The organism is Kangiella aquimarina DSM 16071, from assembly GCF_000374105.1.
Taxonomy (GTDB): domain Bacteria; phylum Pseudomonadota; class Gammaproteobacteria; order Enterobacterales; family Kangiellaceae; genus Kangiella; species Kangiella aquimarina.
In genome coordinates this window covers 1,142,371-1,167,101 of record NZ_KB893650.1, presented here as the reverse complement: position 1 = coordinate 1,167,101, position 24,731 = coordinate 1,142,371, and the positions used below count along the sequence as shown (strand labels likewise).

The 24,731-nt window shown below is 44.7% G+C and carries 23 protein-coding genes; 12 read left to right on the top strand and 11 right to left on the bottom strand.

Annotation, left to right across the window (positions count from 1 at the left end):
* Nucleotides 1-3: 3 nt before the first annotated feature.
* The 5 genes from B158_RS0105650 to aspS all read right to left on the bottom strand — a co-directional run bounded on the left by B158_RS0105650 (nucleotide 4) and on the right by aspS (nucleotide 5,998).
* Nucleotides 4-1,473, bottom strand: a complete 1,470-nt coding sequence (locus B158_RS0105650; RefSeq protein WP_018624391.1) for an SEL1-like repeat protein — start codon at nucleotides 1,471-1,473, stop codon at nucleotides 4-6.
* A gap of 5 nt (nucleotides 1,474-1,478) precedes the next feature.
* Nucleotides 1,479-2,096 carry a Holliday junction branch migration protein RuvA gene (gene ruvA, locus B158_RS0105645; protein ID WP_018624390.1) on the bottom strand — a complete coding sequence of 206 codons (618 nt, stop codon included), beginning with the start codon at nucleotides 2,094-2,096 and terminating at the stop codon, nucleotides 1,479-1,481.
* Nucleotides 2,093-2,623, bottom strand: coding sequence for a crossover junction endodeoxyribonuclease RuvC (gene ruvC, locus B158_RS0105640; RefSeq protein ID WP_018624389.1), 531 nt, complete (start codon nucleotides 2,621-2,623; stop codon nucleotides 2,093-2,095). Before ruvC ends, ruvA begins: the two co-directional genes overlap by 4 nt.
* Before the next feature lie 550 nt (nucleotides 2,624-3,173).
* Entirely contained in the window at nucleotides 3,174-3,917 is a 744-nt protein-coding gene (locus B158_RS0105630; protein WP_018624387.1) for a YebC/PmpR family DNA-binding transcriptional regulator, read from the bottom strand.
* A 320-nt stretch (nucleotides 3,918-4,237) separates the two neighbouring features.
* Nucleotides 4,238-5,998, bottom strand: a complete 1,761-nt coding sequence (aspS, locus tag B158_RS0105625; RefSeq protein WP_026309261.1) for an aspartate--tRNA ligase — start codon at nucleotides 5,996-5,998, stop codon at nucleotides 4,238-4,240.
* A gap of 286 nt (nucleotides 5,999-6,284) precedes the next feature.
* On the opposite strand from aspS, the gene B158_RS0105615 reads away from it, so the two are divergent.
* Entirely contained in the window at nucleotides 6,285-7,982 is a 1,698-nt protein-coding gene (locus B158_RS0105615) for a lysophospholipid acyltransferase family protein (RefSeq protein WP_018624384.1), read from the top strand.
* A gap of 40 nt (nucleotides 7,983-8,022) precedes the next feature.
* Here the strand turns inward: B158_RS0105615 and dapE are convergent, their stop codons facing one another.
* The gene (gene dapE, locus B158_RS0105610; RefSeq protein ID WP_018624383.1) at nucleotides 8,023-9,222 is read right to left on the bottom strand and encodes a succinyl-diaminopimelate desuccinylase; all 1,200 of its coding nucleotides are present in this window, start codon (nucleotides 9,220-9,222) and stop codon (nucleotides 8,023-8,025) included.
* A gap of 167 nt (nucleotides 9,223-9,389) precedes the next feature.
* On the opposite strand from dapE, the gene B158_RS0105605 reads away from it, so the two are divergent.
* Entirely contained in the window at nucleotides 9,390-11,039 is a 1,650-nt protein-coding gene (locus B158_RS0105605) for an amidohydrolase (RefSeq protein WP_018624382.1), read from the top strand.
* Nucleotides 11,040-11,119: 80 nt separating this feature from the next.
* Here the strand turns inward: B158_RS0105605 and B158_RS0105600 are convergent, their stop codons facing one another.
* Nucleotides 11,120-11,359: a hypothetical protein gene (locus B158_RS0105600; protein ID WP_018624381.1), complete on the bottom strand. Its 240-nt coding sequence runs from the start codon at nucleotides 11,357-11,359 to the stop codon at nucleotides 11,120-11,122.
* Between the two features lie 154 nt (nucleotides 11,360-11,513).
* Between B158_RS0105600 and B158_RS0105595 the strand changes: the two genes are divergently transcribed.
* From B158_RS0105595 to B158_RS0105580, 4 genes are read left to right on the top strand one after another with little or no spacing between them, the layout of a single operon-like run.
* Nucleotides 11,514-13,229 (top strand): proline--tRNA ligase, encoded by a 1,716-nt coding sequence (locus B158_RS0105595; RefSeq protein ID WP_018624380.1) that lies wholly within the window; start codon nucleotides 11,514-11,516, stop codon nucleotides 13,227-13,229.
* Between the two features lie 5 nt (nucleotides 13,230-13,234).
* On the top strand, nucleotides 13,235-13,828 hold the full coding sequence (locus B158_RS0105590) for a transglycosylase SLT domain-containing protein (protein ID WP_018624379.1): 594 nt from the start codon (nucleotides 13,235-13,237) through the stop codon (nucleotides 13,826-13,828).
* 5 nt (nucleotides 13,829-13,833) lie between these two features.
* Nucleotides 13,834-14,988 carry a patatin-like phospholipase family protein gene (locus B158_RS0105585; RefSeq protein WP_018624378.1) on the top strand — a complete coding sequence of 385 codons (1,155 nt, stop codon included), beginning with the start codon at nucleotides 13,834-13,836 and terminating at the stop codon, nucleotides 14,986-14,988.
* 60 nt (nucleotides 14,989-15,048) lie between these two features.
* A complete protein-coding gene (locus tag B158_RS0105580; RefSeq protein ID WP_228127067.1) occupies nucleotides 15,049-16,050 on the top strand; it encodes a Rossmann-fold NAD(P)-binding domain-containing protein in 1,002 nt (333 codons plus the stop codon).
* Nucleotides 16,051-16,054: 4 nt separating this feature from the next.
* Here the strand turns inward: B158_RS0105580 and tilS are convergent, their stop codons facing one another.
* Both tilS and accA read right to left on the bottom strand, forming a co-directional pair.
* The gene (gene tilS, locus B158_RS0105575) at nucleotides 16,055-17,329 is read right to left on the bottom strand and encodes a tRNA lysidine(34) synthetase TilS (RefSeq protein ID WP_018624376.1); all 1,275 of its coding nucleotides are present in this window, start codon (nucleotides 17,327-17,329) and stop codon (nucleotides 16,055-16,057) included.
* 9 nt (nucleotides 17,330-17,338) lie between these two features.
* Entirely contained in the window at nucleotides 17,339-18,298 is a 960-nt protein-coding gene (gene accA / locus B158_RS0105570) for an acetyl-CoA carboxylase carboxyl transferase subunit alpha (protein ID WP_018624375.1), read from the bottom strand.
* 253 nt (nucleotides 18,299-18,551) lie between these two features.
* Between accA and B158_RS0105565 the strand changes: the two genes are divergently transcribed.
* The 6 genes from B158_RS0105565 to B158_RS0105545 all read left to right on the top strand — a co-directional run bounded on the left by B158_RS0105565 (nucleotide 18,552) and on the right by B158_RS0105545 (nucleotide 23,414).
* A complete protein-coding gene (locus B158_RS0105565) occupies nucleotides 18,552-19,937 on the top strand; it encodes a DNA-3-methyladenine glycosylase 2 family protein (RefSeq protein ID WP_018624374.1) in 1,386 nt (461 codons plus the stop codon).
* Nucleotides 19,938-19,949: 12 nt separating this feature from the next.
* Nucleotides 19,950-20,432 (top strand): methylated-DNA--[protein]-cysteine S-methyltransferase, encoded by a 483-nt coding sequence (locus B158_RS0105560; protein WP_018624373.1) that lies wholly within the window; start codon nucleotides 19,950-19,952, stop codon nucleotides 20,430-20,432.
* Nucleotides 20,433-20,511: 79 nt separating this feature from the next.
* Nucleotides 20,512-21,960 carry an FAD-binding domain-containing protein gene (locus B158_RS0105555; protein WP_018624372.1) on the top strand — a complete coding sequence of 483 codons (1,449 nt, stop codon included), beginning with the start codon at nucleotides 20,512-20,514 and terminating at the stop codon, nucleotides 21,958-21,960.
* A gap of 2 nt (nucleotides 21,961-21,962) precedes the next feature.
* A complete protein-coding gene (locus B158_RS13680) occupies nucleotides 21,963-22,109 on the top strand; it encodes a DUF2256 domain-containing protein (protein WP_071989651.1) in 147 nt (48 codons plus the stop codon).
* Between the two features lie 94 nt (nucleotides 22,110-22,203).
* Nucleotides 22,204-22,788 carry a putative metal-binding motif-containing protein gene (locus B158_RS12910; protein ID WP_033413985.1) on the top strand — a complete coding sequence of 195 codons (585 nt, stop codon included), beginning with the start codon at nucleotides 22,204-22,206 and terminating at the stop codon, nucleotides 22,786-22,788.
* A gap of 11 nt (nucleotides 22,789-22,799) precedes the next feature.
* Nucleotides 22,800-23,414, top strand: coding sequence for a putative metal-binding motif-containing protein (locus tag B158_RS0105545; protein WP_018624370.1), 615 nt, complete (start codon nucleotides 22,800-22,802; stop codon nucleotides 23,412-23,414).
* Between the two features lie 63 nt (nucleotides 23,415-23,477).
* On the opposite strand, the gene B158_RS0105540 is transcribed toward B158_RS0105545, so the two are convergent.
* Both B158_RS0105540 and B158_RS0105535 read right to left on the bottom strand, forming a co-directional pair.
* A complete protein-coding gene (locus tag B158_RS0105540; protein WP_018624369.1) occupies nucleotides 23,478-23,750 on the bottom strand; it encodes a DUF4242 domain-containing protein in 273 nt (90 codons plus the stop codon).
* Between the two features lie 208 nt (nucleotides 23,751-23,958).
* Nucleotides 23,959-24,636 (bottom strand): type 1 glutamine amidotransferase domain-containing protein, encoded by a 678-nt coding sequence (locus B158_RS0105535; protein WP_018624368.1) that lies wholly within the window; start codon nucleotides 24,634-24,636, stop codon nucleotides 23,959-23,961.
* Nucleotides 24,637-24,731: the final 95 nt, after the last annotated feature.

Sequence of the window (24,731 nt, the reverse complement as noted above, 5' to 3'; positions counted from 1 at the left end):
TAATTATGGATTGGCATTGTTAATGAGAGTTCGAACTTGTTCCCACACGGAAGGATCCAGATCTTCTCCTTCATCACCCAGCTCATCTTTTGCAGGCTGATAGTTATTTTCTGCGGCCTGTTTCAGCCAATACTGATACTGCTCAAAACTAGGGTCTGTTCCAGTCCCTGTTAAGTACATTTGGGCAATCTTGTACTGAGACTCTCCATCATTCTGTTTGGCGGCTTTCAAATACCAGTGGAAAGCTTTTTGTTCATCTCTGGTCGGGTTATCATCCGTCTCGTAATAAGCCCCAAGATTATATTGAGCCAGAAGATGTCCACCATTGGCGGCCTTTTCCCATAACTCCACAGCCTTAGAATGATCTCTCCATTGCCCATTATCATTGTAGTTTATGTTGGCCAGGTTATTCATTGCAGACAAACTATTGTGGCTGACTGCCCTTTCATACCAATACACGGCCTTACGGATATCTTGTTTAGTTCCTTTACCTTCGGCATAAAAGTAACCGACCTGAAACAGCGCATCAGCATCGTTTGCTTTTGCAGCAACTAAATAGTGTTCCAGTGCTTTCTCATAATCCTGCTTAACACCTACGCCATTTTCATACATCCAGGCAATATTGTAGTAAGCATTGATATCATCTTGTGCTTTGGCTTTTTCAAACCATTCAAAGGCTTTATCAAAATCTTCTTCGGTGCCAAAGCCATTCAGGTAAAAATACCCTAGCTCCGACATAGCTGCAATGTGGCCTAGCTCTGCGGCCTTACTGAAATACTGGAAAGCGACAGCATAATCGGTTTCAACGCCATCACCATCTCGATAGGACAGTCCAAGGAAATGTGTTGCTTTAACATGATCTGCGCGCGATGCCATTTTATAAAGTTCAATGGCCTTGAATTTGTCTGCAGCAACCACTTCACCCATATCATAAATATAGGCAAGTTCAAATTGTGCATCGGGGTCAGCATTAAACGAGGCCTGACTAAACCAATAAATGGCCTCGTCATAATCAACGGCAAGACCTTCGCCATAATAATACATATAACCCAGATTACGTTGAGCATCCGCATCACCACTCATAGCAGCCAGTAGATACCAATAAGCAGCCTCTTCATGGTTCTGCTCAACCACTTCACCAACGTTATACATATAACCCAGATAAAATTGCGGCACACTGTATCCAAGATGGGCTAAATGATGCATATAATAAAACGCTAGCTGCTTTTGCCCTGCATCATAAAGATCCGCGGCATGATAAAACTGTTGCTCATCTTCCAGAATATGCTCCTGATTGATGACTTTCATCAATGGCGTCAGAATGGACTTTAAACCAGAGTCTGTGAACCAGTCGCTTACTTGAAATTGCTCATAGCGCTTTTCAACTTTCAGTCGAATCGGGTCCTCTTCTGCGGATACAATAACCGAAGAGAGTAATAGGCTGAAAGGAACTAAAAGCAATCTCAATAACATTTACACTAACCCGCTAATTGTCTCAAAGCCAAGCGAATTAACTCTTCGCTCTTGGCATCATCGTGAGCCACCTGCGCGACTGCCTTGCTGGCGATTTGAGGTTTATAACCCAAGGCAATCAAGGCGCTGACAGCTTCCTGTGAAGCATCCGTTTTAGCGCCAGCCGGAATGGTCGTTTCAGATGGTTTGCTGGATGAAAGTCCGGCACTAATTGACCAGTCTTTGAGGCGATCAGACATTTCAACTAAAAGACGTTCGGCGGTTTTCTTACCCACGCCAGGTAGTTTCACTAACCTATCCACATTACCATCATGTACCGTCATCACAAACTCATCAGACTCCATGCCAGACAAAATACCCAAAGCCAACTTTGGACCAACACCATTTACTTTTATCAGCTCGCGAAATAATGCTCGGTCTTTAGTGCTGATGAAGCCATATAGCGCATGTAAATTTTCTGAAATGGACATGTGAGTAGACAGGATAGCCTGCTCACCTTCTTCTGGTAGCTGATAAAAGGTTGTCATTGGCACCTGAATTTCATAGCCGACCCCGGCACTGGTTTCAATGATGACAAAAGGAGGGATTTTTTCGATTAATGTACCGCGTATTCTACCGATCAACGTAAACGTCCTCTGGTTATCGTCTTAACCCCCTTCAACTGAGCCAGCCCCTGAGTGGTGTTGGCATGGCATAAAGCCACCGCCAAAGCATCGGCCGCATCGGCCTGAGGGCTGGTTGGGAGTTTTAATAATGTTTTGACCATGTGCTGAACCTGAGTTTTATCGGCACCACCCGTTCCCACCACTGATTGCTTCACTTTTCTGGCCGGGTACTCGGAAACAGGCAAGGCATAATGACTGGCAGCAACAATTGCTGCGCCACGAGCCTGACCTAATTTCAAGGCTGAGTCAGCATTCTTGGACAAAAAAACTGACTCGATAGCAAACTCATCAGGCTTAAACTCCTGAATCAACTCACACACACTATCAAAAATCTGTTTAAGCTTTAAATCGAGCGTTTCATCCTTAATCCGTATACAGCCGCTGGTAATATAACGCGGGCGATTGGCAGGAATTTGACCGCCTACTTCGATAATACCGAAGCCAGTCAGGCGTGAGCCCGGGTCAATTCCAAGGATAATAGGCATTAATGCTCCAAACCGATAAATAGATTCTTATACTCAATCGCCTATTAGACTTTTTCTAGTGGCAATGGTCAAGGTGATAGGAAAGAGACATTCTTTACGAATGGGGAATCTGCCCCTAGGCTCTGATAAACTGAAAGTCGTAAGGAAAGATCGAAAAATAACAGAGATGATTTAGATGAAGATGAAGGTGAGGCGCGGCGAAAGCACAATAAAAGAGAGGCGTTCACAGGTTTTAGTACGGGCGATTCATGAATCGCCCCTACAAAAGAATCAACAAAACCTTATTCAATTTATCGCTCTACAATTAGAGGTGTTCAAGACGAAGACGATACGAGGCAGACTGGCAGTGAAAAATCAGGATTTTACAAACAGTAAATGAGTAATATTTCACTGCCGGTTTAACGAAGTATCGTCGAAGTAAAAAAACAATAGAAATGATTTAGACGAAGGTGAGGCGCGGCAAAAGAATTATCAAAGCGCGGAGTTCACATATAGTGAATGACAAGCTTTTATTATTCTTTTAACAAAGCCTCACCGAGTATAAGCATTTCTAGACGAGGTCGTAGGATTCAGAAGGTATATCCGCGTTCGTATAGACATTCTGCGTATCATCTAGCTCTTCAAGACGGTCTACTAAACGAATAACTTTAGCGCCATCGTCTACAGTAAGCTCTGCCTGTGTTGATGGCAACATGGATACTTCTGCATTTTCTGGCTCAAAACCAGCTTTCACCAGGGCTTCCTTGATATCCATAAAGTCTTCTGGCGTCGTCAGAATTTCAAATGAACCATCATCATGGGCGATAAAATCTTCTGCGCCAGCTTCTAGTGCCGCTTCCATTAACGCTTCTTCTTCAACGTTATCGCCAAAAACAAACTGACCTTTTTTTTCGAAAAGATAAGCAACCGAGCCATTGGTACCTAGATTGCCTCCGTGTTTGGTAAAGGCATGTCTTACTTCACCGACAGTACGATTTTTATTATCGGTCATGCATTCAACCAGAATCGCAACCCCGCCCGGACCATAACCTTCGTAGGTTAACTCTTCGTAGTTGTCACCTTCTGCATTACCGGTACCACGATCGATCGCTTTCTCGATGGTATCTTTTTTCATGTTAGCGCCAAGCGCTTTATCCATGGCGGCTCTTAGTCTTGGGTTATCATTGGGATCGCCACCGCCTTCTTTCGCAGCAACGACTAACTCACGAATGATTTTGGTAAAGATTTTCCCGCGCTTGGCATCTTGTGCTGCTTTGCGGTGTTTGATGTTTGCCCATTTACTGTGACCAGCCATTTTGCACTCCTCTCGAACTTTTGATCGTCGCAGTTTCATTGTTATAAAGTTTGATCGAGTTCGTTATTTATGAAATATAAACGCCTCACTCTTTCAAACTTTATGCCGCGAAATTGCTTAGCTCAAAGCGTTCTCTTATCTTCAAGCCTATACTTTAACTTTCTGTAACTTCGGAGCTGAATTTTTTACGCTCCGCTAAAAATTTCAATTTGTCGCGTTAGAGTTTCGTCTAATCCTTCTTTTACAGATTTTAATCTTTTACAAACTTCTTGAAATTGTTTAGCCCAAAGCGTTCTTAACCTTGAGCTAAAATTTAATGATTACTGTTCTTTCTTCTTAACCTGAATGCCCAGCTCATCCAGCTGCTTCTCTTCAACGATGCTTGGCGCCTGGGTTAAAGGACAACTTGCTGTAGTCGTTTTCGGGAAGGCAATAACATCGCGAATGGAGTCTGCGCCAACCATCAACATAACCAAGCGGTCTAAACCAAAAGCCAAACCACCGTGTGGAGGACAGCCAAATTTTAGTGCATCCAATAAGAAGCCAAACTTTTCTTTCTGTTCAGTCTCGTCAATACCTAGAATATCGAAAACCGTTTCCTGCATATCCTGGTTGTGAATACGAATCGAACCACCGCCGACTTCGCTACCGTTCAGAACCATGTCATACGCTTTTGACAGAGTCTCGGTTGGGTTTGCTTTTACGGCTGCTGCATCGTTTTCTTTTGGAGCGGTGAACGGATGGTGCAAGGCATGAATTTCACCATCGATTTCTTCGAACATTGGGAAGTCCACAACCCACAATGGTTTCCACTCATCGCGAATCAGCTCAAGGTCAGCTGCAACTTTTAATCGCAATGCCCCCATAGCATCAGCAACCACACGCTTGCTATCCGAGCCGAAGAAGATAATGTCACCTTCCTGCGCCCCAACTTGTTCAACGATGGCTAATGCCTTGTCATCACCCAGAAATTTCAGAATTGGGCTTTGCAGGTTTTCAGCACCTTGACCATTGATCTTCATCCAGGCCAAACCTTTAGCGCCATAAATGCCCACGTAATTGGTGTATTCGTCAATCTGTTTGCGGCTCAGCTGTGCACCACCTGGAACTCTTAAAGCAGCAACACGGCTTTGTTCGTCGTTAGCTGGACCTGCGAACACTTTAAACTCGACATCTTTTACAATGTCATCAACGGTGACCAACTCCATATCGGTACGCAAATCTGGCTTATCCGAACCATAACGCTCCATCGCTTCGGCATAGCTCATACGAGGAAATGTTGGCAGCTCAATATTTTTGAGATCTTTAAATAAGTGACGGATTAGGCCTTCCATCAGCTCCATCACTTCTTCCTGATCGAGAAAAGAAGTCTCAATATCCAGCTGTGTGAATTCAGGCTGGCGATCGGCACGTAAGTCTTCATCACGGAAGCATTTAACGATTTGATAGTAACGGTCAAAGCCTGACATCATCAACAACTGCTTAAACAGCTGAGGCGATTGCGGCAATGCGTAGAATGAACCTTTATGGACACGACTTGGAACCAGATAGTCACGCGCACCTTCTGGGGTAGCTTTGGTTAAAATTGGTGTTTCCACATCAATAAAACCATGCTCGTCCATAAAGCGGCGCATTGCACTGGTTACTTTATGACGGAAGATTAGATTCTGCGCCATTTCAGGACGACGCAAATCAAGGTAACGGTATTTCAGGCGTTGTTCTTCAGAAGCTTCAAGATTCTCATCAATTGGAATTGCTGGTGGTTGAGCCTTATTCAGGATAGTTAGCTCCTGAGCTAACACCTCAATCTCGCCAGTGGTCATGTTTTTATTGACCATTTCCTCAGGGCGAGCACGCACCTGCCCTTTCACCTGAATCACAAACTCATTACGAAGCTGCTCTGCGGTAGCAAACAACTCTTTAAAGTCAGGATCAATCACGACCTGTATCAAACCACTGCGGTCACGAACCTGAAGGAATATAAGACCTCCGAGATCACGACGGCGATGCACCCAGCCTGACAATGTAACCAATTGATTTACTTCATTTTTTGATAGTTCGCCACAGTAATGGCTTCGCATTTTGCTTGTCATAGGTATTTCTGCCTGAAACCTGAATTATTTAAGAAGGGAAAAACCCCGAAAAAACGCAGTATGGTACGCCACAGCTTGCCGAGTAGCAAGCTGGAAGCCCCTGAATTGCTGAATTTTAACCCAGTTAGCGACATCTGACTAAGGACTGGTCTGTCATAAAAGTTTCTAATCTCTGCTACGCCGCTGTCACTTTGCGCTGAAAAAATAGACAACATGAAAAAGTACATACCAACAGCACCATCATCACAAGTAAGTCATCCTGGAGTGAACACTTATGATTGACAGCAAAAACCTGGTCGAGCAATTGCTACCCCAACTGGACAAGTCACCGCGTATCAAGTCGGGAATATCGAATCTCATTGCCAAATTATTTCATCAGCAAGAAATCAATCACTTCATTGAACAGCACCAACACCTGTCCCACAGCGACTTTCTGGAAAAGGTCAATGAACACCTGGGGTTAAGTTATACCGTCAGCAATTCATCATTAGAAAATATCCCCGTGTCCGGGCGCGTGGTGATCATTGCCAACCACCCGTTGGGCTCATTGGATGGGCTCGCGTTACTAGCTTTAGTGCATTCGGTACGCAAGGATGTGAAAATCGTGGTTAACGAACTGTTAGGGTCAATGACACCACTGCGCCCCTTCTTTTTAGGCGTCAATAATCTCATCGGTCAAAATAGCCGCTACAAAATCCAGCAGCTCCATCAGGCATTAGATGATGAGCAGGCAGTGATTTTCTTTCCGGCAGGTGAGGTATCGCGCCTTTCTGTTAAGGGCGTGCGCGATGGTAAGTGGCACTCGGGTTTCTTGCGCATGGCAAAGCATGCAAAAGCGCCAGTGTTACCGATTCATGTGGGCGGTAAGAACTCCAAGTTCTTTTATGGCTTATCACTGATTGCCAAACCGGTCAGTGCTCTACTACTGGTTCGTGAAATGTTCAAAAATGTCTCACTGACGCTACCCATAAAAGTAGGCAATCTGATTCCTTTTGCTTCATTCAGCGGCATGTCACCTGCCAGCAAGGATAGTATTTTGCGGTTTAAGGAACATCTTTACGGATTGAAAAAAAACAAAAGCGAACTGTTTGAAACAGAACAGTCGATTGCTCACCCTGAAAAAAAGCAGCTACTCAAAGAAGAACTCAGCCGTTGCCGCTTAATTGGTCAGACTCATGATAATAAAAAGATTTATCTACTTGAAAATACCATTGATTCAGTATTACTACGCGAAATTGGTCGCCTTCGAGAAGTAGCCTTTCGGAAAGTGGGCGAAGGCACAGGCAATCGCCGTGATATCGACAAGTTCGATTACTACTACAAGCATATTGTGCTTTGGGATGAACAGAATTTAGAAATTGTCGGCAGCTATCGAATCGCCGATATCAGCAAGTTCCAAGAGGATCAGGAGCTTTATTCTGAAACCCTGTTTGGATATGAAGACCAGCTGCGACAGAAGTTCCCAATGGCCATGGAGCTTGGTAGAAGTTTTGTCCAACCGCATTACTGGGGCAAACGAAGTCTTGACTATTTATGGTTTGGAATTGGTGCCTATCTGCGGGAAAATCCTCATGTGCGATATCTTTTCGGCTCCATCAGTCTAAGCAATGATTACCCCACTTTTGCCAAAGATCTGATCATATATTTCTACCAGAAGTTTTACGGTGCTCCTTTATTATTGGCGCGCTCCTTTAATGCCTACCGGATCAAACCCGTTCAGAAAGCCAAGCTTGAAAAGCTGTTTAATCACCTTGATGAAAAGGAAGCCTTTTCAGTATTAAAGTCAGAACTCGCAAAACTAGGATGCAGCGTTCCAACACTCTTCAAACAATACAGCGATTTGTGTATTGAAGGCGGTGTCGAGTTTCATGACTTTGGTTCGGACCCTGCTTTTGGCGACTGTATTGATAGTGTGGTGTGGATTGACCTGCTTAAATTAAAAGACAAGAAACGTAAACGATACATCGATTAGTCGGGCAACACTTCACTTTAAATAAATTCCCGCCCTGCTGCTACTTAAGCAGCAGGTTTTCTAGTAGTTTGAAATACAGCTGACGCAACTGATCAAGCTCTTCTATGCTAACTCTTTCGTTGGCCTGGTGAATAGTTTTATTGCTGGGTCCAAGTTCTATAACCTGCCTGGCAATTTGTTTGATAAAACGACCATCGGAAATGCCACCACCAGTAGTTAACTTTGGTTTAATGCCACATTGCTTTTGAATCACCGACTGAACACATTTGCGCAATGAACCGCGCTTGGTTAAATATGGCTCAGCTTCATGATCCCATTCAATGTCTGATTTAAGTCCATATTTGATTATTTTCTTCTCAACATAAGCTTTGATTTTTTCAAAACTGTTTCTGGGCGAATATCGAAAATTAAACCAAAGCTCCAAATCCGCAGGCGTTACATTCATGGCGCCACTTTCGGAATGGACCTTTACCAGCTGGCAACTGGTTGATGGGAAATAGCGACTAGGCATATCCCAACGCTTGGACGAAAGCTTATGAATCAGTCGCGATGATTTGTGGATAGGATTAATCAATTGCTCGGGATAGCCAACATGTCCTTGTTTGCCATGTAAGGTGATTTTGCAATTAATCGAACCACGCCGCCCGATACGAATCGAATCTCCAAGCAATCTCTCAGTGGTGGGCTCTCCTACAATCGCGCAATCGATTTTTTCATTGCGTTCCAGCAGGTTATCAACAATATGCCTGGTTCCTTCAACAGCGATGCCTTCTTCGTCACTGGTCAGCATAAAACCAATAGCGCCATGATGTTCTGGATACATCGCCACAAACTGCTCTACGGCCACCACCATGGCGGCAAGACTACCTTTCATGTCCGACGCGCCACGTCCATGCAGAAACCCATCTTTAATAACTGGTATAAAAGCTGGCGTTTCCCACTTAGCGTTTTGGCCAGGGGGTACAACATCAGTATGCCCTGCAAACACCACCACCGGATGACCACTGCCTCTTTTTGCCCAGAGATTGGAAACACTGTTTTGATTCATAAACTCTAACTTGAAACCGATAGCCTGCAAGCGCTCACCAATCAGATCGCAACACCCTTGGTCAGAAGGAGTAATGGAGGGCTTTCGTATCAGGTTTTGCGCCAGTTCGAGCATAATCGACTGATAATTCAATTCAATCTTACTGTGCAGTTTGATTTTCTGCTCTTTTATAACCGTTGTTTGCTTTAGCATAATTCACCTCTTTTTTCTCAGCATATTTATAGCAACTGGCAATGACAGACCCACGACACTAAGGTGAACTTTTTGCGACAGCATTTTTGCCCTCTATTCATAGAGCTTTATCAGGTTCTCAAAATAGACTAAAGTGCTACTACCCTAATTGATTGACGAATTTCAATATGCGAATGACCAAATGGATACTGGGCTTTGCCCTGATAATTACTTCAAACCTCGTATCAACAGTACAGGCGTTGCCTACGCTAATTCATAATGTTAAGGGTTATACCTTTGCTGATGGCGAACTGGTCGAGTTCGACAGTCTGTTATTCGAAAACGATACGGTTATCGCTTACGGCTCTCACGATGAGTTGGCCAAACAGGCAAAAGCCAGTATTTCAATTGATGGAAAAGGTGCAACGCTGCTACCCGGTCTAACCGATGCCCACGGTCATGTTCTAGGGCTTGGTCTGAATTTAATGCGTGTGGATTTGCGCGGTATTGATTCGCTGGAACAAACTCTGCAAACCATCGAAGACTATGCCAAAGCCAATACCGAGTTACGCTGGATTCAGGGCCGTGGTTGGAACCAGGTTCTTTGGGCAAAAAAAGAATTCCCGACCAAGCAAATGCTGGATCGTTTTATTAGTGAACGTCCGGTATGGCTTAGCCGTATTGATGGTCATGCTGGCTGGGCCAACAGCAAAGCCTTGGAACTGGCGGGTATTACGAAAGACACGGCAGATCCTGCCGGTGGAAAAATTATTAAAGATGAACAAGGTGAGCCAACAGGTGTTCTGATTGACGCAGCAATGGAGCTGGTCGAAAACCAAATTCCGGAGCTTAATCAAATGGAGCGGCGCACGGCTCTGGAGCTGGCTTTTGATCATATGCTCAAATTAGGTATCACATCCGTTCACGACGCCGGTGTTGATTTCGACACCTATAAGCTGATGCTGGAAATGGCTAAGCAACAGCAAATACCTGTTCGTCTTTACGGCATGTTAAGTGGTAGCGATCCACGTCTTGAGACCATGTTGAAATTAGGCAAAGTAGAACTTCCCTTTTTAAAATTCCGCTCAGTTAAATTATACAGCGATGGTGCTCTTGGCAGCCGTGGTGCTGCTTTGCTGGCCCCCTACTCTGATGATCCTGATAACAAAGGATTATTGCTGACCACGGAAAAGAAACTCGCTGAAGATTTAAATTTGATTACACAGTATGGTTTTCAAGCCAACGTACATGCCATTGGTGATGCAGCTAACCGGTTGGTTCTGGATGCTTTCGCCAAGCTGCCTGAAGAGCAGTCTGCAAATGTACTTCGTCATCGTATAGAGCATGCTCAGGTTGTTGCGCTTGATGATATTCCACGCTTTGCTGAATTAAATATTATCGCTTCAATGCAGCCAACTCATGCTACCAGCGATATGAATATGGCCGGCGATCGTCTTGGCAATGAGCGATTAAAAGGTGCCTATGCATGGCGCAAGATGCGCGAACATAATGTGCTGATTGCTGCGGGTTCAGACTTCCCAGTCGAGTTGGCCAACCCGTTCCTGGGTATTCATGCTGCAGTAACTCGTCAAAACAGTGAGAATCAACCTGAAGGCGGCTGGTTACCTGGTGAAAAATTGGACCGAGCTGAAACCATGAAAGCTTTTACTATTGATGCGGCCTATTCTGCCTTCTGGGAAGATGAGGTTGGTAGTCTTGAAGCAAGCAAAAAAGCAGATTTTATCTTAGTCGATAAGGATGTTTTTACTGTTGAGGCTGAGCAGCTTGATGATGTCCAAGTTCTACAAACCTGGGTTGGTGGCAAACGCCTTAACTGAACAATTAATTTACGTAAAAAATACCCTGCGTGAGCGTCAAGCTCACGCAACTAACATTCTTCCGAGCCAGTAGGATTAAATTACTGGCTGGCTAATTCACTCTTCTTAACACGCTTCTTAGGATAGTTAATCCAGACAGTATCCACGTTAGCGTTCCCTTCACGCGTAGCCTTTTCCACCAGGTACACTTTCTCCCAGTCGACAACATAAACATACTCATCATCATCGGAAGATGCGGCATAACGAGAAGAGGTAGAATTACACCCTGTAGCCATTACTGCAAAGGCAGTCACGGCTAGAGCTAAAGGTAGTATTTTCATAAAAGCCTCCAAGTAAAAGACTTACCACCATAATAGTACGTTTTTTAACCAGCTGACAATTCACTTTATCTATCAAAGGCGCTTTTGAGCCCTCTTAAAGCTTGCTACAATAGACGCCCTCTATGATTTTGATAATGACAACAACGAGTAACTGATGCGTAGTAGCCAATACTTACTATCCACACAAAGAGAAGATCCAAGCGATGCTGAGCTGATTAGCCACAAACTGATGCTTCGTGCAGGCATGATTCGCAAGATTGCTTCAGGCATGTATACCTGGTTACCGACCGGTTTGCGTGTTCTGCGTAAAGTTGAAGCTATCGTTCGCGAAGAAATGAATAAAGCAGGTGCCATTGAAGTATTAATGCCCGGTGTTCAACCTGCTGAGTTGTGGGAAGAATCAGGCCGCTGGGATCAGTTTGGGCCGGAACTATTACGCTTTCAGGATCGTCATGGTCGTGATTTCTGCCTGGGTCCAACCCACGAAGAAATTATCACCGCGCTTATTCGCGATGAAATTAATAGCTACAAACAGCTACCGGCCAACTTCTATCAGATCCAGACCAAATTCCGCGATGAAGTGCGCCCACGTTTTGGTGTGATGCGTGCACGAGAGTTTTTGATGAAGGATGCCTACTCTTTCCACATTGATGAAGAGTCTTTAGGCGATACTTATCAGGTCATGCATCAGGCATACTGCAACATATTTGAACGTATTGGTCTTGATTATCGTCCTGTGCTGGCCGATACAGGCGCTATTGGCGGTAGCAACTCACACGAGTTCCATGTTCTTGCAGAATCAGGCGAAGATGCAATTGCTTTCAGTACTGAAAGTGATTACGCAGCCAATATTGAAAAAGCTCAGAGTCTTGCGCCCAAACTGGAAGCTGCGGCACCTACTCAAGAATTGCAAAAAGTGGCAACGCCTGATTGTCGGACAGTCAAACAGGCTGCCGAATCAATGGGCATTGAAACCAGTCAGGTCTTAAAAACTCTGTTTGTTCAAGGCGAAACCGAGGAGCAACCAGTTATCGCACTTTGTTTACGCGGTGACCATGAACTTAACGAAATCAAGGCAAGCAAGCATCCACTCATTGCAGAACCACTAATGTTAGTGAGTGATGAAATTGTGCTAGCCACAACGGGCAGTACCCCTGGTTCATGTGGTCCACAAGGTTTGAATATCCCGATTATTGTTGATCGTGATGCGGCAGTGATGAGCGACTTCGCTTGTGGTGCCAATGAAGAAGGTTATCACCTGACCGGCTTTAACTGGGGCCGTGATGCGCAAATCACCGAAGTGATGGATATCCGTAATGTGGTTGCTGGCGACCTAAGTCCAGATGGCAAAGGCGTATTAGAAATCAAGCGTGGCATCGAAGTAGGCCATATTTTCCAACTTGGCACTAAATACTCTGAAGCCATGAACTGCAAGGTTCTCGATCAGAATGGTAAAGCAGTCACTCTTGCCATGGGTTGCTACGGCGTTGGTGTTTCAAGAATCGTTGCCGCTGCTATCGAGCAAAATTATGATGACAATGGCATTATCTGGCCACAGTCGATTGCTCCGTTCCAGGTAGCCATTATTCCTATGAATATGCATCGCTCAGAGCAGGTTCAGCAAGTAGCAGAAAAGCTCTATCAGGATCTGCAAAACCTGGGTATCGATGTAATTTTCGATGATCGCAAAGAGCGTCCAGGCGTAATGTTTGCTGATATGGAGCTAATCGGTGTTCCGCACCGTCTGGTGGTTAGCGACCGTGGCCTGGAAAATGGCACCATTGAATATAAAAACCGTCAAAATACCGCCAAAGATGACGTCAGCGTTGAAAATGTTGTAGATTATATTCAGGGGTTGTTACAACAATAAGCAATATGGCATTAGGCAGTATGACACTCAACAGAGCTTTGATCATTATGGGTTTCGTTGCCCTGGCTGGTTTTACTCAAATCAGTCAGGCACAGGAGCGTCCTAATCAGGCTTTTTATGATGAATTAAAAGCCTTGATGGAAGCTGAAAACCATTTTGTTGATCGTTATGATGCCGAAGTCTGGATGAAGGATATGTCGGGCCGCTTAAAACGTCGTGCGCCCCATATACCTGAAGAAGAGCGCCTCAAAATACTTACTCTGGTTCACCGCTATGCCAATGCATCTGGCGTTGACCCGCAGTTGGTTTTAGCCATCATGGAAGTGGAAAGTAACTTTGATCGTTACGCGCTTTCTGTTGCTAATGCCCGAGGGCTGATGCAGATCATGCCTTTCTGGAAAGATGAAATTGGCCACCCTGAAGACTCACTGTTTGATATGGAAACGAATGTCAGGTACGGCTGCTATATTCTGAAACTCTATCTGGATATGGAGAAAGGCAACCTGACCTATGCATTGGGACGTTACAATGGTTCCAGAGGTCGTGCAAAGTATCCGAACAAGGTGTATGCAGCGCTTCGCAATCGCTGGGCACTCTAAAATCAATGACTGATAAACCTTCAATACCAGGACTGATTCTAAGTGGCGGTGGTTCGCGTGCTGCCTATCAGGTTGGTGTTCTTAAAGCCGTTTCAGAAATTCTTGAGCAACCCGAACAGTCTCCTTTTCGAATTGTCAGCGGAACTTCCGCTGGAGCCATCAACTCCTGTGCAGTTGCAGAGCATAGTCATCGTTTTGATGAAGGCCTTAAGAGGCTTGAGCAAATCTGGATCAACCTGACTCCTGATCAGGTCTATCACACCAAGTTATCTCAGTTACTCGGCAATGCCTGTCGCTGGTTATGGAATATCCTACGCCCAGCCAGCCAGATTAAAAAACCTTTGGCGCTGCTCGACAATGAACCATTACGTGGTTTATTGACTAAAGCCATTCGCTTTGATGATATTCGCGATAATATAAATAATGGCCATCTCGATGCTGCCTGTATTACAGCCTATAACTATAACACAGGCGATTCGGTCAGCTTCTTTCAGGGACTACCGGACTTGGTGGAATGGCAACGCTTTCGACGTTTTGGTAAAGCTGAAGACTTAACCATGTCACACCTGATGGGCTCAATCGCCATACCAATGGTGTTTCCATCTGAGCCTATAAATGACATCCACTTTGGCGATGGCTCAATGCGCTTTTTAACACCTCTGAGTCCCGCCCTGCACTTAGGCGCCAACAAACTGTTTGTGGTGACTGTTGAACCCTTACGCGGGGAAGTCGACCACAAAATTAAAATCCCATCGATTGGTGATATCAGTGGTCATTTACTGGACAGTATTTTTATCGACAGCCTGGAGAGTGATATTGAAAGGATGATGCGGGTTAATGAGCTGTTGGCTCATATCCCTGAGCGTGACATAGTGCGCGAACAGCTAACTCTGAAACAGGTTGATACCTTTATTATTTCGCCAAGCATTGATCCGATGGAGTTAGCGGGACAATATTTTAAAAATCTGCCACGTGGCTTACGTTTCTTCTTTAAGCGAATTGGCGTTGATGATCAGAATGGTGAAAGTATTTTGAGTTACCTGCTGTTCGATAAGTCCTTTACCAGCCACTTGATCGAAATGGGTTATCAGGACGCCATGAAACAGAAGCATAATATTCTGAGCTTTTTTGATTACGAGCCATCTTCACAGGAAGACTAACCTCCAATGAATTGCTTTGCCGATGTATTTCGCCACTATACACCTGAGGTGGCTCCTTTCATGCATAAGATGCTTGCTGATTATCAAGCTACCCAACCTTATAAGGGTTTTAAAATTGTTCATAATGTACCGCTAACACAAACTACCCTCATGAAAATTGCCTGCCTCAAAGCAGCAGGTGCCGACCTTGTAGTAACCAACCCCAGCTTTATGAATGAAGATAAAGAGGCCATCAAAATACTGGAGAATGAACAGATAGCTTATGTTCCTCTACAGCTGGTCAAAGGCGAGTTTGATTTCTTGCTGGATTGTGGCGCTGAGCTCGTAGAAAACTGCTACACGAACAAAGGCATTGTCGAGCTGACTCGAACCGGTGCCATGCGCTACCAGCAACACAAAGAATTTCATGTGCCGATAGTTTCGGTCGATGACACCCGCTTAAAGTGTCTGGAAACTTGCCTTGGAACTGGTGAAGGCGTTTATCGTGCCATAACACAGATTGCAGATACGGATTTAACCGGTAAAAATGTTCTTATTTTTGGCTTTGGAAAGGTTGGCATTGGAATAGCCTACTACTTTTCCAAAATTACACCGAATATCATTGTTGCCGAAGCTGATGATGAACGGTTAAAGCTGATTGAACAACGTGGTTATCAAAATGTTGATGCCAGGAATTCACAGGCAGTGGAGCAAGCGGCTGACAAAAGCGACTTGATTGTAACGGCAACTGGGCTTAAGGATATAATCAGTGATAACTATCACCCACAGGCATTTAAAGGCAAACTGCTCGCCAATGCTGGGGCTGAAGATGAGTTTGGCTTTGCCTTTGAAGCAAGCGAAATTCTCGCCGATAAAAAGCCAGTAAATTTCATACTCAAAGAACCGACCTTAATAGAATTTCTCGACCCAATTTTTTACGCCCATAATATTGCCATAGATGATGCCTTAAACAATAAGCAAACTGGATTTAGAGCGCTAGACAAGAAAACAGATGAATCCATAGTAGCTGATTGGGCAGAGCATCATAGTTGGACGTTGGAAAAGCTGAACTCTATCTTTTAGCTTGTTACTCGGGCAAGTAAACTGCACAAATTTCATTACCATCATCCAGCAGTAAAACCTGATCACGCAACCAGGGTGGAATACCCTGCTGCTGAAGATAATTTTTTAGTGAGATGCTTTGCTGACTTTTTTTAAACCTGATCCGATCGCCTCCCTGACGGCCTTTGACTATTAAATCCTTACCCAACAAGTGTGGGTAACTCTGCTCTAACCATTGCAATGGAATTAACAGCTGGTTGTTAAATAATAAGTCTGAGTGAGCTGACCAATTTAATTTAAGTTCTGAGTAATTCGGAGCAGAGTCTGTAACCCAATATAGGGCATTACGATAACGCCGGATAGAACCCTTTGCCAACTCAATTACTGGGCTGGCATCTTCCTTTGCATCCAGCATCTGTAGCTGAATCTGCTGCAACACCGCCTGACTGGGCATATCAGCACCACAGGCATCTAGCCAATAGCGCAGCAGGTTACGAACTCTTCCAGGGCTTAGCTGCTTGACAGGGATTAGTAGAAGAGCATTTCTGCGAGCATCAAAACAATTCTCAAAATCAATCGCTGCCAATTCATTAAGGAGTTTTTGATTCTCGGCCTGAATGTCACTGGCTGCAGCAATGGTTTTAACCGCCTGAGGCCACTTTACTTCAATCAGTGGCATAACTTTATGACGCACAAAATTGCGACGAATATCGGTATCAGAATTGGTAGGATCTTCAATCGGTTCAAGGCCATGAGACGCGCAATAGGAATCAAGTATTGCTCTAGGAATATTTAACAATGGTCTCGCGATAAATCCTTTAGCGAAATCAGTCCAGTCAGGCATGGCTGACAAGCCTTTACTCCCTGCCCCACGGAGCAACTGCAGTAGGAATGTCTCGGCCTGATCATTCAAATGCTGACCAGTCACTAAGCAGGTATGCTCGTCAGCTATAAACTGAGACAAAGCCTGATAGCGCGCTGTGCGTGCAGCTTTTTCAAGGCTTGCTGTGCTTTTATCGACCTCTACTTTTACCGTTTCGAACGCTACTTCAAGTGACTCGCAGAACTGTCTGTTTTTCTCGGCCCAAAGGTCAGAGCCTGCCTGCAACTGATGATCAATATAGACTGCAGACAATGACATTGTATGCGAAGACTTTTTAATACGCTGATGCAAACTGTGAAGCAATGATAAGGAATCAACACCGCCACTGAGGGCAACTACAACAGAATGGATGGAGTTAGAAATGCAAAGAGCCAGGAACTCATCAATTGCTTGAGAAACTGGCTCTAATTTTGACATGCGGAATAATTATTCTTCGCTGACTGTACCGAACGACATCAGCTTGTTATAACGTTTAGCCAACAACTGCTCAACGCTTAACTTTTCAAGATCGTCCAAGTCTTTAGCCAGACGCTCTTTGAGGCTTTTACCCATAGTCAGGTAATCACGATGCGCACCACCCAAAGGCTCGGCTACGATATTATCAATCAGACCAAGGCTTTTGATGCGCTCAGCAGTAATACCCATCGCCTGAGCAGCTTCTTCAGCTTTTTCTGCGCTCTTCCAAAGAATCGAAGCACAGCCTTCTGGAGAAATTACGGAATAAGTAGAGTACTGAAGCATGTTAACGCGATCGCCAACACCGATTGCTAATGCCCCACCGGAACCACCTTCACCAATAACGGTAGCGATAATCGGCACTTCAAGGCGCGACATCACTTTCAGGTTACGGGCAATGGCCTCACTCTGGCCACGCTCTTCGGCGCCAACCCCTGGGAAAGCTCCCGGAGTATCAATAAAAGTAAACACTGGTAATGAGAAGCGTTCAGCAAGCTCCATGATGCGCTTGGCTTTACGGTAGCCTTCCGGACGAGACATACCAAAGTTGTGTCTAATTTTCTCTTTGGTATCACGCCCCTTCTGATGGCCAATAACCACCACAGGCTTATCGTTTAAACGAGCAACACCACCGACAATCGATGCATCATCAGCATAGGCACGGTCACCTGCCAACTCATCAAAGTCAGTGAAAATATTCTCAATATAATCGCGGGTATAAGGACGCTGCGGGTGACGCGCTAACTGCGCTACCTGCCATGGCGTTAGGTCAGAAAAGATTTGCTTAGTCAGGTCTTTTGACTTCTTTTTTAAGCGCTCAATCTCTTCGCTAATATTAATCTCGCTGTCTTCGCCCATCATGCGCAACTCATCGATTTGCGCTTCTAATTCAGCGATAGGACGCTCAAAGTCTAGAAAATTCAAACTCATGCCTTATAAAACTGTTAGTTAGTGGCGTATAAGGGGCAATATTCTACCCTTATTTGCTTTGATAATGAATGGTAACTTGACTGGTCTAAACTGTCAGCCTTTATCGTCGCAAAACATTAATAATTAGGCATTTTTGCTCAATCTAACCATAAACAGCCAAGCCATTCCTAAAATTGATTCAGTTCCGAATATGGCTATTCAGTGTTCAATATCCTGCTAAGATAGTGGCACTTTGACCCAGTAATCACCGAATATGCTAAAAGCGGCAACGATTAAAACCTACCAGCAAGCACGTCTGGCACGCGACCCGCGCTATGATGGGGCTTTCTTTGTGGCTGTTAAAAGCACCGGTATCTATTGCCGCCCAATCTGTCCTGCGCCTGCTCCAAAGGAGCAGAATGTCACCTATTACCAAAGCTCGGTTCAGGCTCAGGAAGCCGGCTACCGCCCATGCTTACGCTGTCGACCAGAAACAGCACCACAGTCGTCGGCATGGCTGGGCAATCAAGCCGTGCTCAGAAAGGCAGTCTCACGCATTCAGGCTGGAGCCTTAAATCAGCGCTCACTGAAAGACTTCAGCGAATCAATGGGCATTACTGATCGCTACCTCCGTAAACTGTTTCAGGAACACCTTGGGGTTTCACCGATTACCTATGCCAACCACTTGCGCCTGATGTTTGCCAAACAACTGCTCCACCAGACCCAGCTACCGATTACCGATATAGCTTTCATAGCGGGATTTAACAGCGTCCGCCGCTTCAATGACAGCTTTAAAGCAACCATGCAACTGAGCCCGAGTCAGTTGCGCAAAACTCTAATCAATAAAAGAAGTGACACTGACCAGCAGGCGATTCAACTTAAACTTCATTACCGTCCGCCCTATGACTGGTCACTGATGCATGATTTTTTGCAACAGCGCGAACTATCAGCCATCGAAACAGTAACCGAGACCACATACAGCCGAAGCTTTAGTCTTGAAAGTTGCAGAGGGTTCTTTTCAGCCAAACACGACTCAGATGACTCATGCTTCCAGGTGGCTATTGAATTAGACGACATGAGTAAACTTTTGGAAGTTACCCATCATATACGTCGTGTATTCGATCTAAACAGCGACCTTGAAGTCATAGAAAGCTCATTGGCACAAGACAAAGCATTTAAACCATTAATTAAATCAGGACTGCGTCTTCCTGCCTGCTGGGATACCTTTGAAGCAGGCGTTAAAGCCATTCTGGGGCAGCAAGTTTCTGTCAAAGCGGCTTACACTCACACCGCAAGCGTCATCGAACAGTTGGGCAGCAACTACAATCACCAGTACAAACTGTTTCCAACAGCGCAGCAAATCGTCGATGGCGATTTAAGCTTTTTGAAAATGCCAAACAGCCGCAAACAGACGCTGCATAATTTTGCGCAGTGGTATCTCGATACTCAAGGCGAAGATTTATCGTCAATACTCAACATCAAAGGCATAGGCCCCTGGACCTATGCGTACATTAAATTAAGAAGCGGCATGGATAGCGATGCTTTCCCGGAAAAAGATCTTGGCGTCATTAAGGCCATGGAAAAATATCAACTTACAAGCAGTGAAACGTGGCAGCCCTGGCGCAGTTACGCCACCTTGCAACTGTGGCACAGCCTTTAAAAGAGCAAAATCATGAAATTACCTATCCATTATCAGCAATCACCCTGTCCATTTGGAACACTACATATATATGCAGATGAGCAGCATCTGAAAGCAGTTCTTTTCGAATCATGGAATAAAATATCGAGCCACGAAATCATCAACAAAAGCAATCACGTGATCGAGAAAACTCATCGTCAGCTGGATGAATATTTTAAGGGGCAAAGAATGAGCTTTGACTTACCACTCAAAGCAGAAGGCACAGAGTTCCAGCAAACCGTCTGGCGAACGCTGTGTGACATTCCCTTCGGAAAAACCTGGAACTACGGCCAGCTAGCTCATGCTATCGGCAACAAAAACGCCAGCCGAGCTGTTGGCGCAGCCAATGGTAAAAACCCAATATCGATCATAGTGCCTTGCCACCGCGTTATTGGTGCGAATGGAACATTAACGGGATATGCTGGAGGATTGGCAATCAAGGAATGGTTGTTAAGACATGAAGGGGTAATAGAGTAATTTACTACCTGTCATAACCCTTCACACTTCAATCACAGGTATCGAACTACCCTACTGATAAAAACTCAAGTTTATCAGTATGTCCGGTATCAATATTGTCTGGTTAAAACGTGATTTAAGATTGACGGATCATGAGCCACTGCAATTGGCCTGTGATCGGCCAGAGCCCTTTATATTACTGTACATCTTCGAGCCTTCACTGTTATCAGATCCTCATTATTCCACTCGCCATTGGCGCTTTGTATGGCAGTCATTGTGTGATATCGAGCAAAAGTTAAAGCCCTACGGTGGGCGGTTAGTTATCACTCAAGGCGAAGCACTGGACACACTGGAAGCTATTCGAAATGTTACTAATATCACGACCATTTTTTCCTACCAGGAAGTGGGTATTAATCGAACCTTTGATCGTGATATCAAGGTAAAGAGATGGTGCGAAAATCATCAAATTCAGTGGAGAGAATCCTCATACGGTGCCGTTATCAGAGGTGCAAGACATCGAAAGCAATGGGACGCGCACTGGAAGCAAGTCATGCGCGCACCGCTGGCTCAACCCAATCTTAAAAAAGCCATTTGGTATGAAGGAAAACTGAACCTGCCACCTGTGGACAGTCATCGATGGGAAAAACCAAATCCACAATTTCAAACTGGTGGCATGACGGTGGCTAAGCAAGTTTTGGAAGACTTCTTTGATCAACGCGGAAAATCATATTCCAAGTACATCTCCAAGCCTTTAGCAAGCAGAAATCATTGCTCGCGGTTATCGCCCTACCTTGCTTGGGGCAACCTGAGCCTGAGAGAGACATATCAGGAGCTATTGGCAAACTGGAACAGAACTGGCTGGCGGCGTTCTTTGTCAGCCTTATCATCAAGGCTGCACTGGCATTGTCATTTTATTCAGAAGTTTGAAAGCGAAACCGACATCGAACATCGCCCAATGAACATAGCCTATTTAGACTTCCCATATCGTTATGACGACACCGCTAAACAAGACTATCTCGCCTGGCGTAAAGGTGAAACGGGTTACCCTCTGGTCGATGCCTGTATGCGTTGCTTGAGAGAGACTGGGTATATCAATTTTCGTATGCGCGCCATGCTGGTCAGTTTTGCCTGCCATCACCTATTATTGGATTGGCGCTGGATCTCACACTATCTTGCACAATTGTTTTTAGATTTTGAGCCCGGTATTCACTATCCCCAGATTCAGATGCAAGCTGGAGTGACTGGTATCAATACCATACGAATTTACAATCCAACCAAACAGGCTCAGGAACATGATCCCGATGGAGAGTTTATCAAGCAATGGTGTCCAGAGCTTAGGGGATTACCAACAGAAATCATTCATACTCCCTGGGAAATGTCACCGCTTGAAAAGCAGCTTAATCCGATTACTTATCCTGACCCAATTGTTGAAATATCAGAAAGTGGTAAACGCGCCCGGGAGCTACTCTGGAGTTTTAGAAAGCATAATAGCGTCAAACAGGAAGCCAGTCGCATCCTGCAAACCCATGTTCGCCCCAGTAAAAGCTAATCATGCACAAGAAACCTCATCTACCGACTAAAACTTGCCCCGTCTGCAATCGCCCCTTTACCTGGCGTAAAAAATGGCAAAAATGCTGGGATGAAGTTGTATATTGTTCTGAGCGATGCCGCCGCAACAAGAAGATTCTTGAAAATTAGTTATTGTGACGCCCATACGGGCCGAAATGACCCTAATATGGTAGTTTTCATAGTGTTTCAAACACTAAAACAGGGATTTAGAAGGAATAACACTATGAATATTAAATTTTCCCAAGGGGTAGGAGTATTTGTAACTCTCCTTTTCGCACTGACGCTAAATACGGCAAGTGCGACACAGATTAAAAAAACTTCAATTAAACCAATCAAACCAACTACGACTATAAATACCAAAGCTATTAAAGATATTCAGAAAGTTAAAATGCTCAGCAATACAGAATATCAAAAAAAGCTTAAAGCACACCAAATAAAGGTTAAGTCTACAGCTGTCAAACCTCAGGCACAGGCCAATACCAGGCTAGCCAGTCAGAATAATCGATTCCGAGGCCCCTATGACTGCGATGATAATAACAGAGCCGTTAAACCGGGTGCTGTTGAAGCCTGTGATGGAATAGATAATGACTGTGATGGTGACGTAGATGAAGGTGTCACAGGAACTTATTTTCTTGATGCGGATGGTGATGGATGGGGTGATAGTAACCAGCCTTGGCTAGCCTGCAAACAAGAACCGGGTTATTCCGCCAGAGGTAATGACTGCAATGACAGAAGCAGACAAATATATCCAGGGGCCAGCGACACCCCCAATAATGGCATCGATGAAAATTGTGATGGACAACAATAAGGAGAAGGAACATGAAAAAAATTGTGACATTAATATTAGCTTCGATTACGTTATTTTTAACATCAACCATAGGTTCGACTCCTGTCTATGCAGATGCTGTTTCTGACGCGATTAAGTTTTGTAATGAGTATGAGCGAAGAACCGGTGTACGTTGCGAACAGCAACGATGCCCATGTGGTAGAACGACCAAGGAAGTTGAACGTTGGGATAGAGGTGGATTAAGACTCTCAGTTTGCGCCTGTGTCTCTAAAGCTGATCTTGAGGCAGCAGCCAATGCTGAACCGGAAATTCAGTGCCGCCGTGATGCAGACTGTAACGATGGCGTATTCTGTAATGGTCAGGAGATGTGTCGTTCAGGTCAGTGTAGACCGGGCACCAGTCCTTGTGACGGCGTAAGATGTTATGAGCGCGAAAAGATGTGTGAGAAAACCTGTGAAGACAAAGATGGTGATGGGTTCGAAGCAATACATTGCGGCGGGAATGACTGCGATGACAATAACCCTAATCGTTTTCCGGGTAACAAAGAAATCTGCGATTCGAAAGGCATTGACGAAGATTGTGACGCGACAACTGTCGGCGACTTAGATGCTGATGGTGATGGATTTATATCTGCAAGTTGTCGTTAAACTGATCGCTGCAACTAAAAAGGTGCTCTATGAGCACCTTTTTTTTATACTTATATTGGTCTATCACTCTGCCGTTGTCGGATCGATAATAGCAGCAACTTCGGAAACCCTATTGGCGGGAAAGCCGCCTTGTTGGGCATGGTCCTTAATCGCCTGCTCATTCGGTGCGATGTAAACGCAGTAGACCTTATCACCAGTGACATAGCTTTGTTGCCATTGGATTTGCGGCCCCATATCAGTAAGAACCGAGCAGGACTTTTGCGAAATACCTTTAAGATCATCTGCGGATAGTTGACCCGCTCCAGGAATGTCACGTTCAATTATGTATTTAGGCATATCAGACTCCTTGATAAATTAGTAAACAGATTATCCCTTAAATACCAAACGCAAAGCCTAAAAATATTATGTAAAAGACGAATCACACAATTCGTAATACAAGTATCTTCCTTGATGATTGTGCTGTCAAACCCAGACTAATAGATACAAAAAAATCAGCCAGATATGAGCCTATTAAGCTCCTGGCTGATTTTATTATATAGAGAGATTAACTAAGTGCTTTAATCAGCTCATCCGCTACAGCCGCAGAGGATGCTGGATTCTGCCCTGTAATTAATTGACCATCAACAACCGCCAATGATCCCCAGTCGTCCACTCTTTCATAGACACCGCCTTTTTCAACAAGCTGGTCTTCTAAAAGATATGGCACGACTTCAGAAAGACCAACGGCAGACTCTTCAGAGTTGCTGAATCCAGTAACTTTTTTTCCTTTAACAAGTGGCTCGCCACTTGCGTCCTTAGCATTAAGCAAAACTGCTGGAGCGTGGCAAACGGCGGCAACCGGTTTACCAGACTTAAAAAAGTTTTCAATAAGCTTTATAGAGTTTTCATCCTTGTGCAGGTCCCATAGTGGTCCATGGCCACCAGGATAAAAAATTGCATCATAATCATCAGCATTCATGTCACTCAGACGAACGGTGTTAGCTAATTGATTACGTGCTTCCTGATCGCTTTCAAAACGCTTGGTATCTTCCGTTTGAGCATCTGGTTCATGGCTTTTCGGATCAAGTGGTGGCTGACCGCCACGAGGCGAAGCAAGCGTGATATCCACACCCGCATCTTTAAGTCGATAATAAGGACTGGCAAACTCCTCAAGCCAGAAACCTGTCTTTTCGCCCGTATCACCCAATTGATCATGCGAGGTTAATACAAAAAGTACTTTCATTCGATCGCTCCTTAGGGTTTATATTCAAAGACACAAAAGATTATACAGAGCGAAATGTGAAAAACTAATGAGGATACTCAATAGTGAGTATTCGA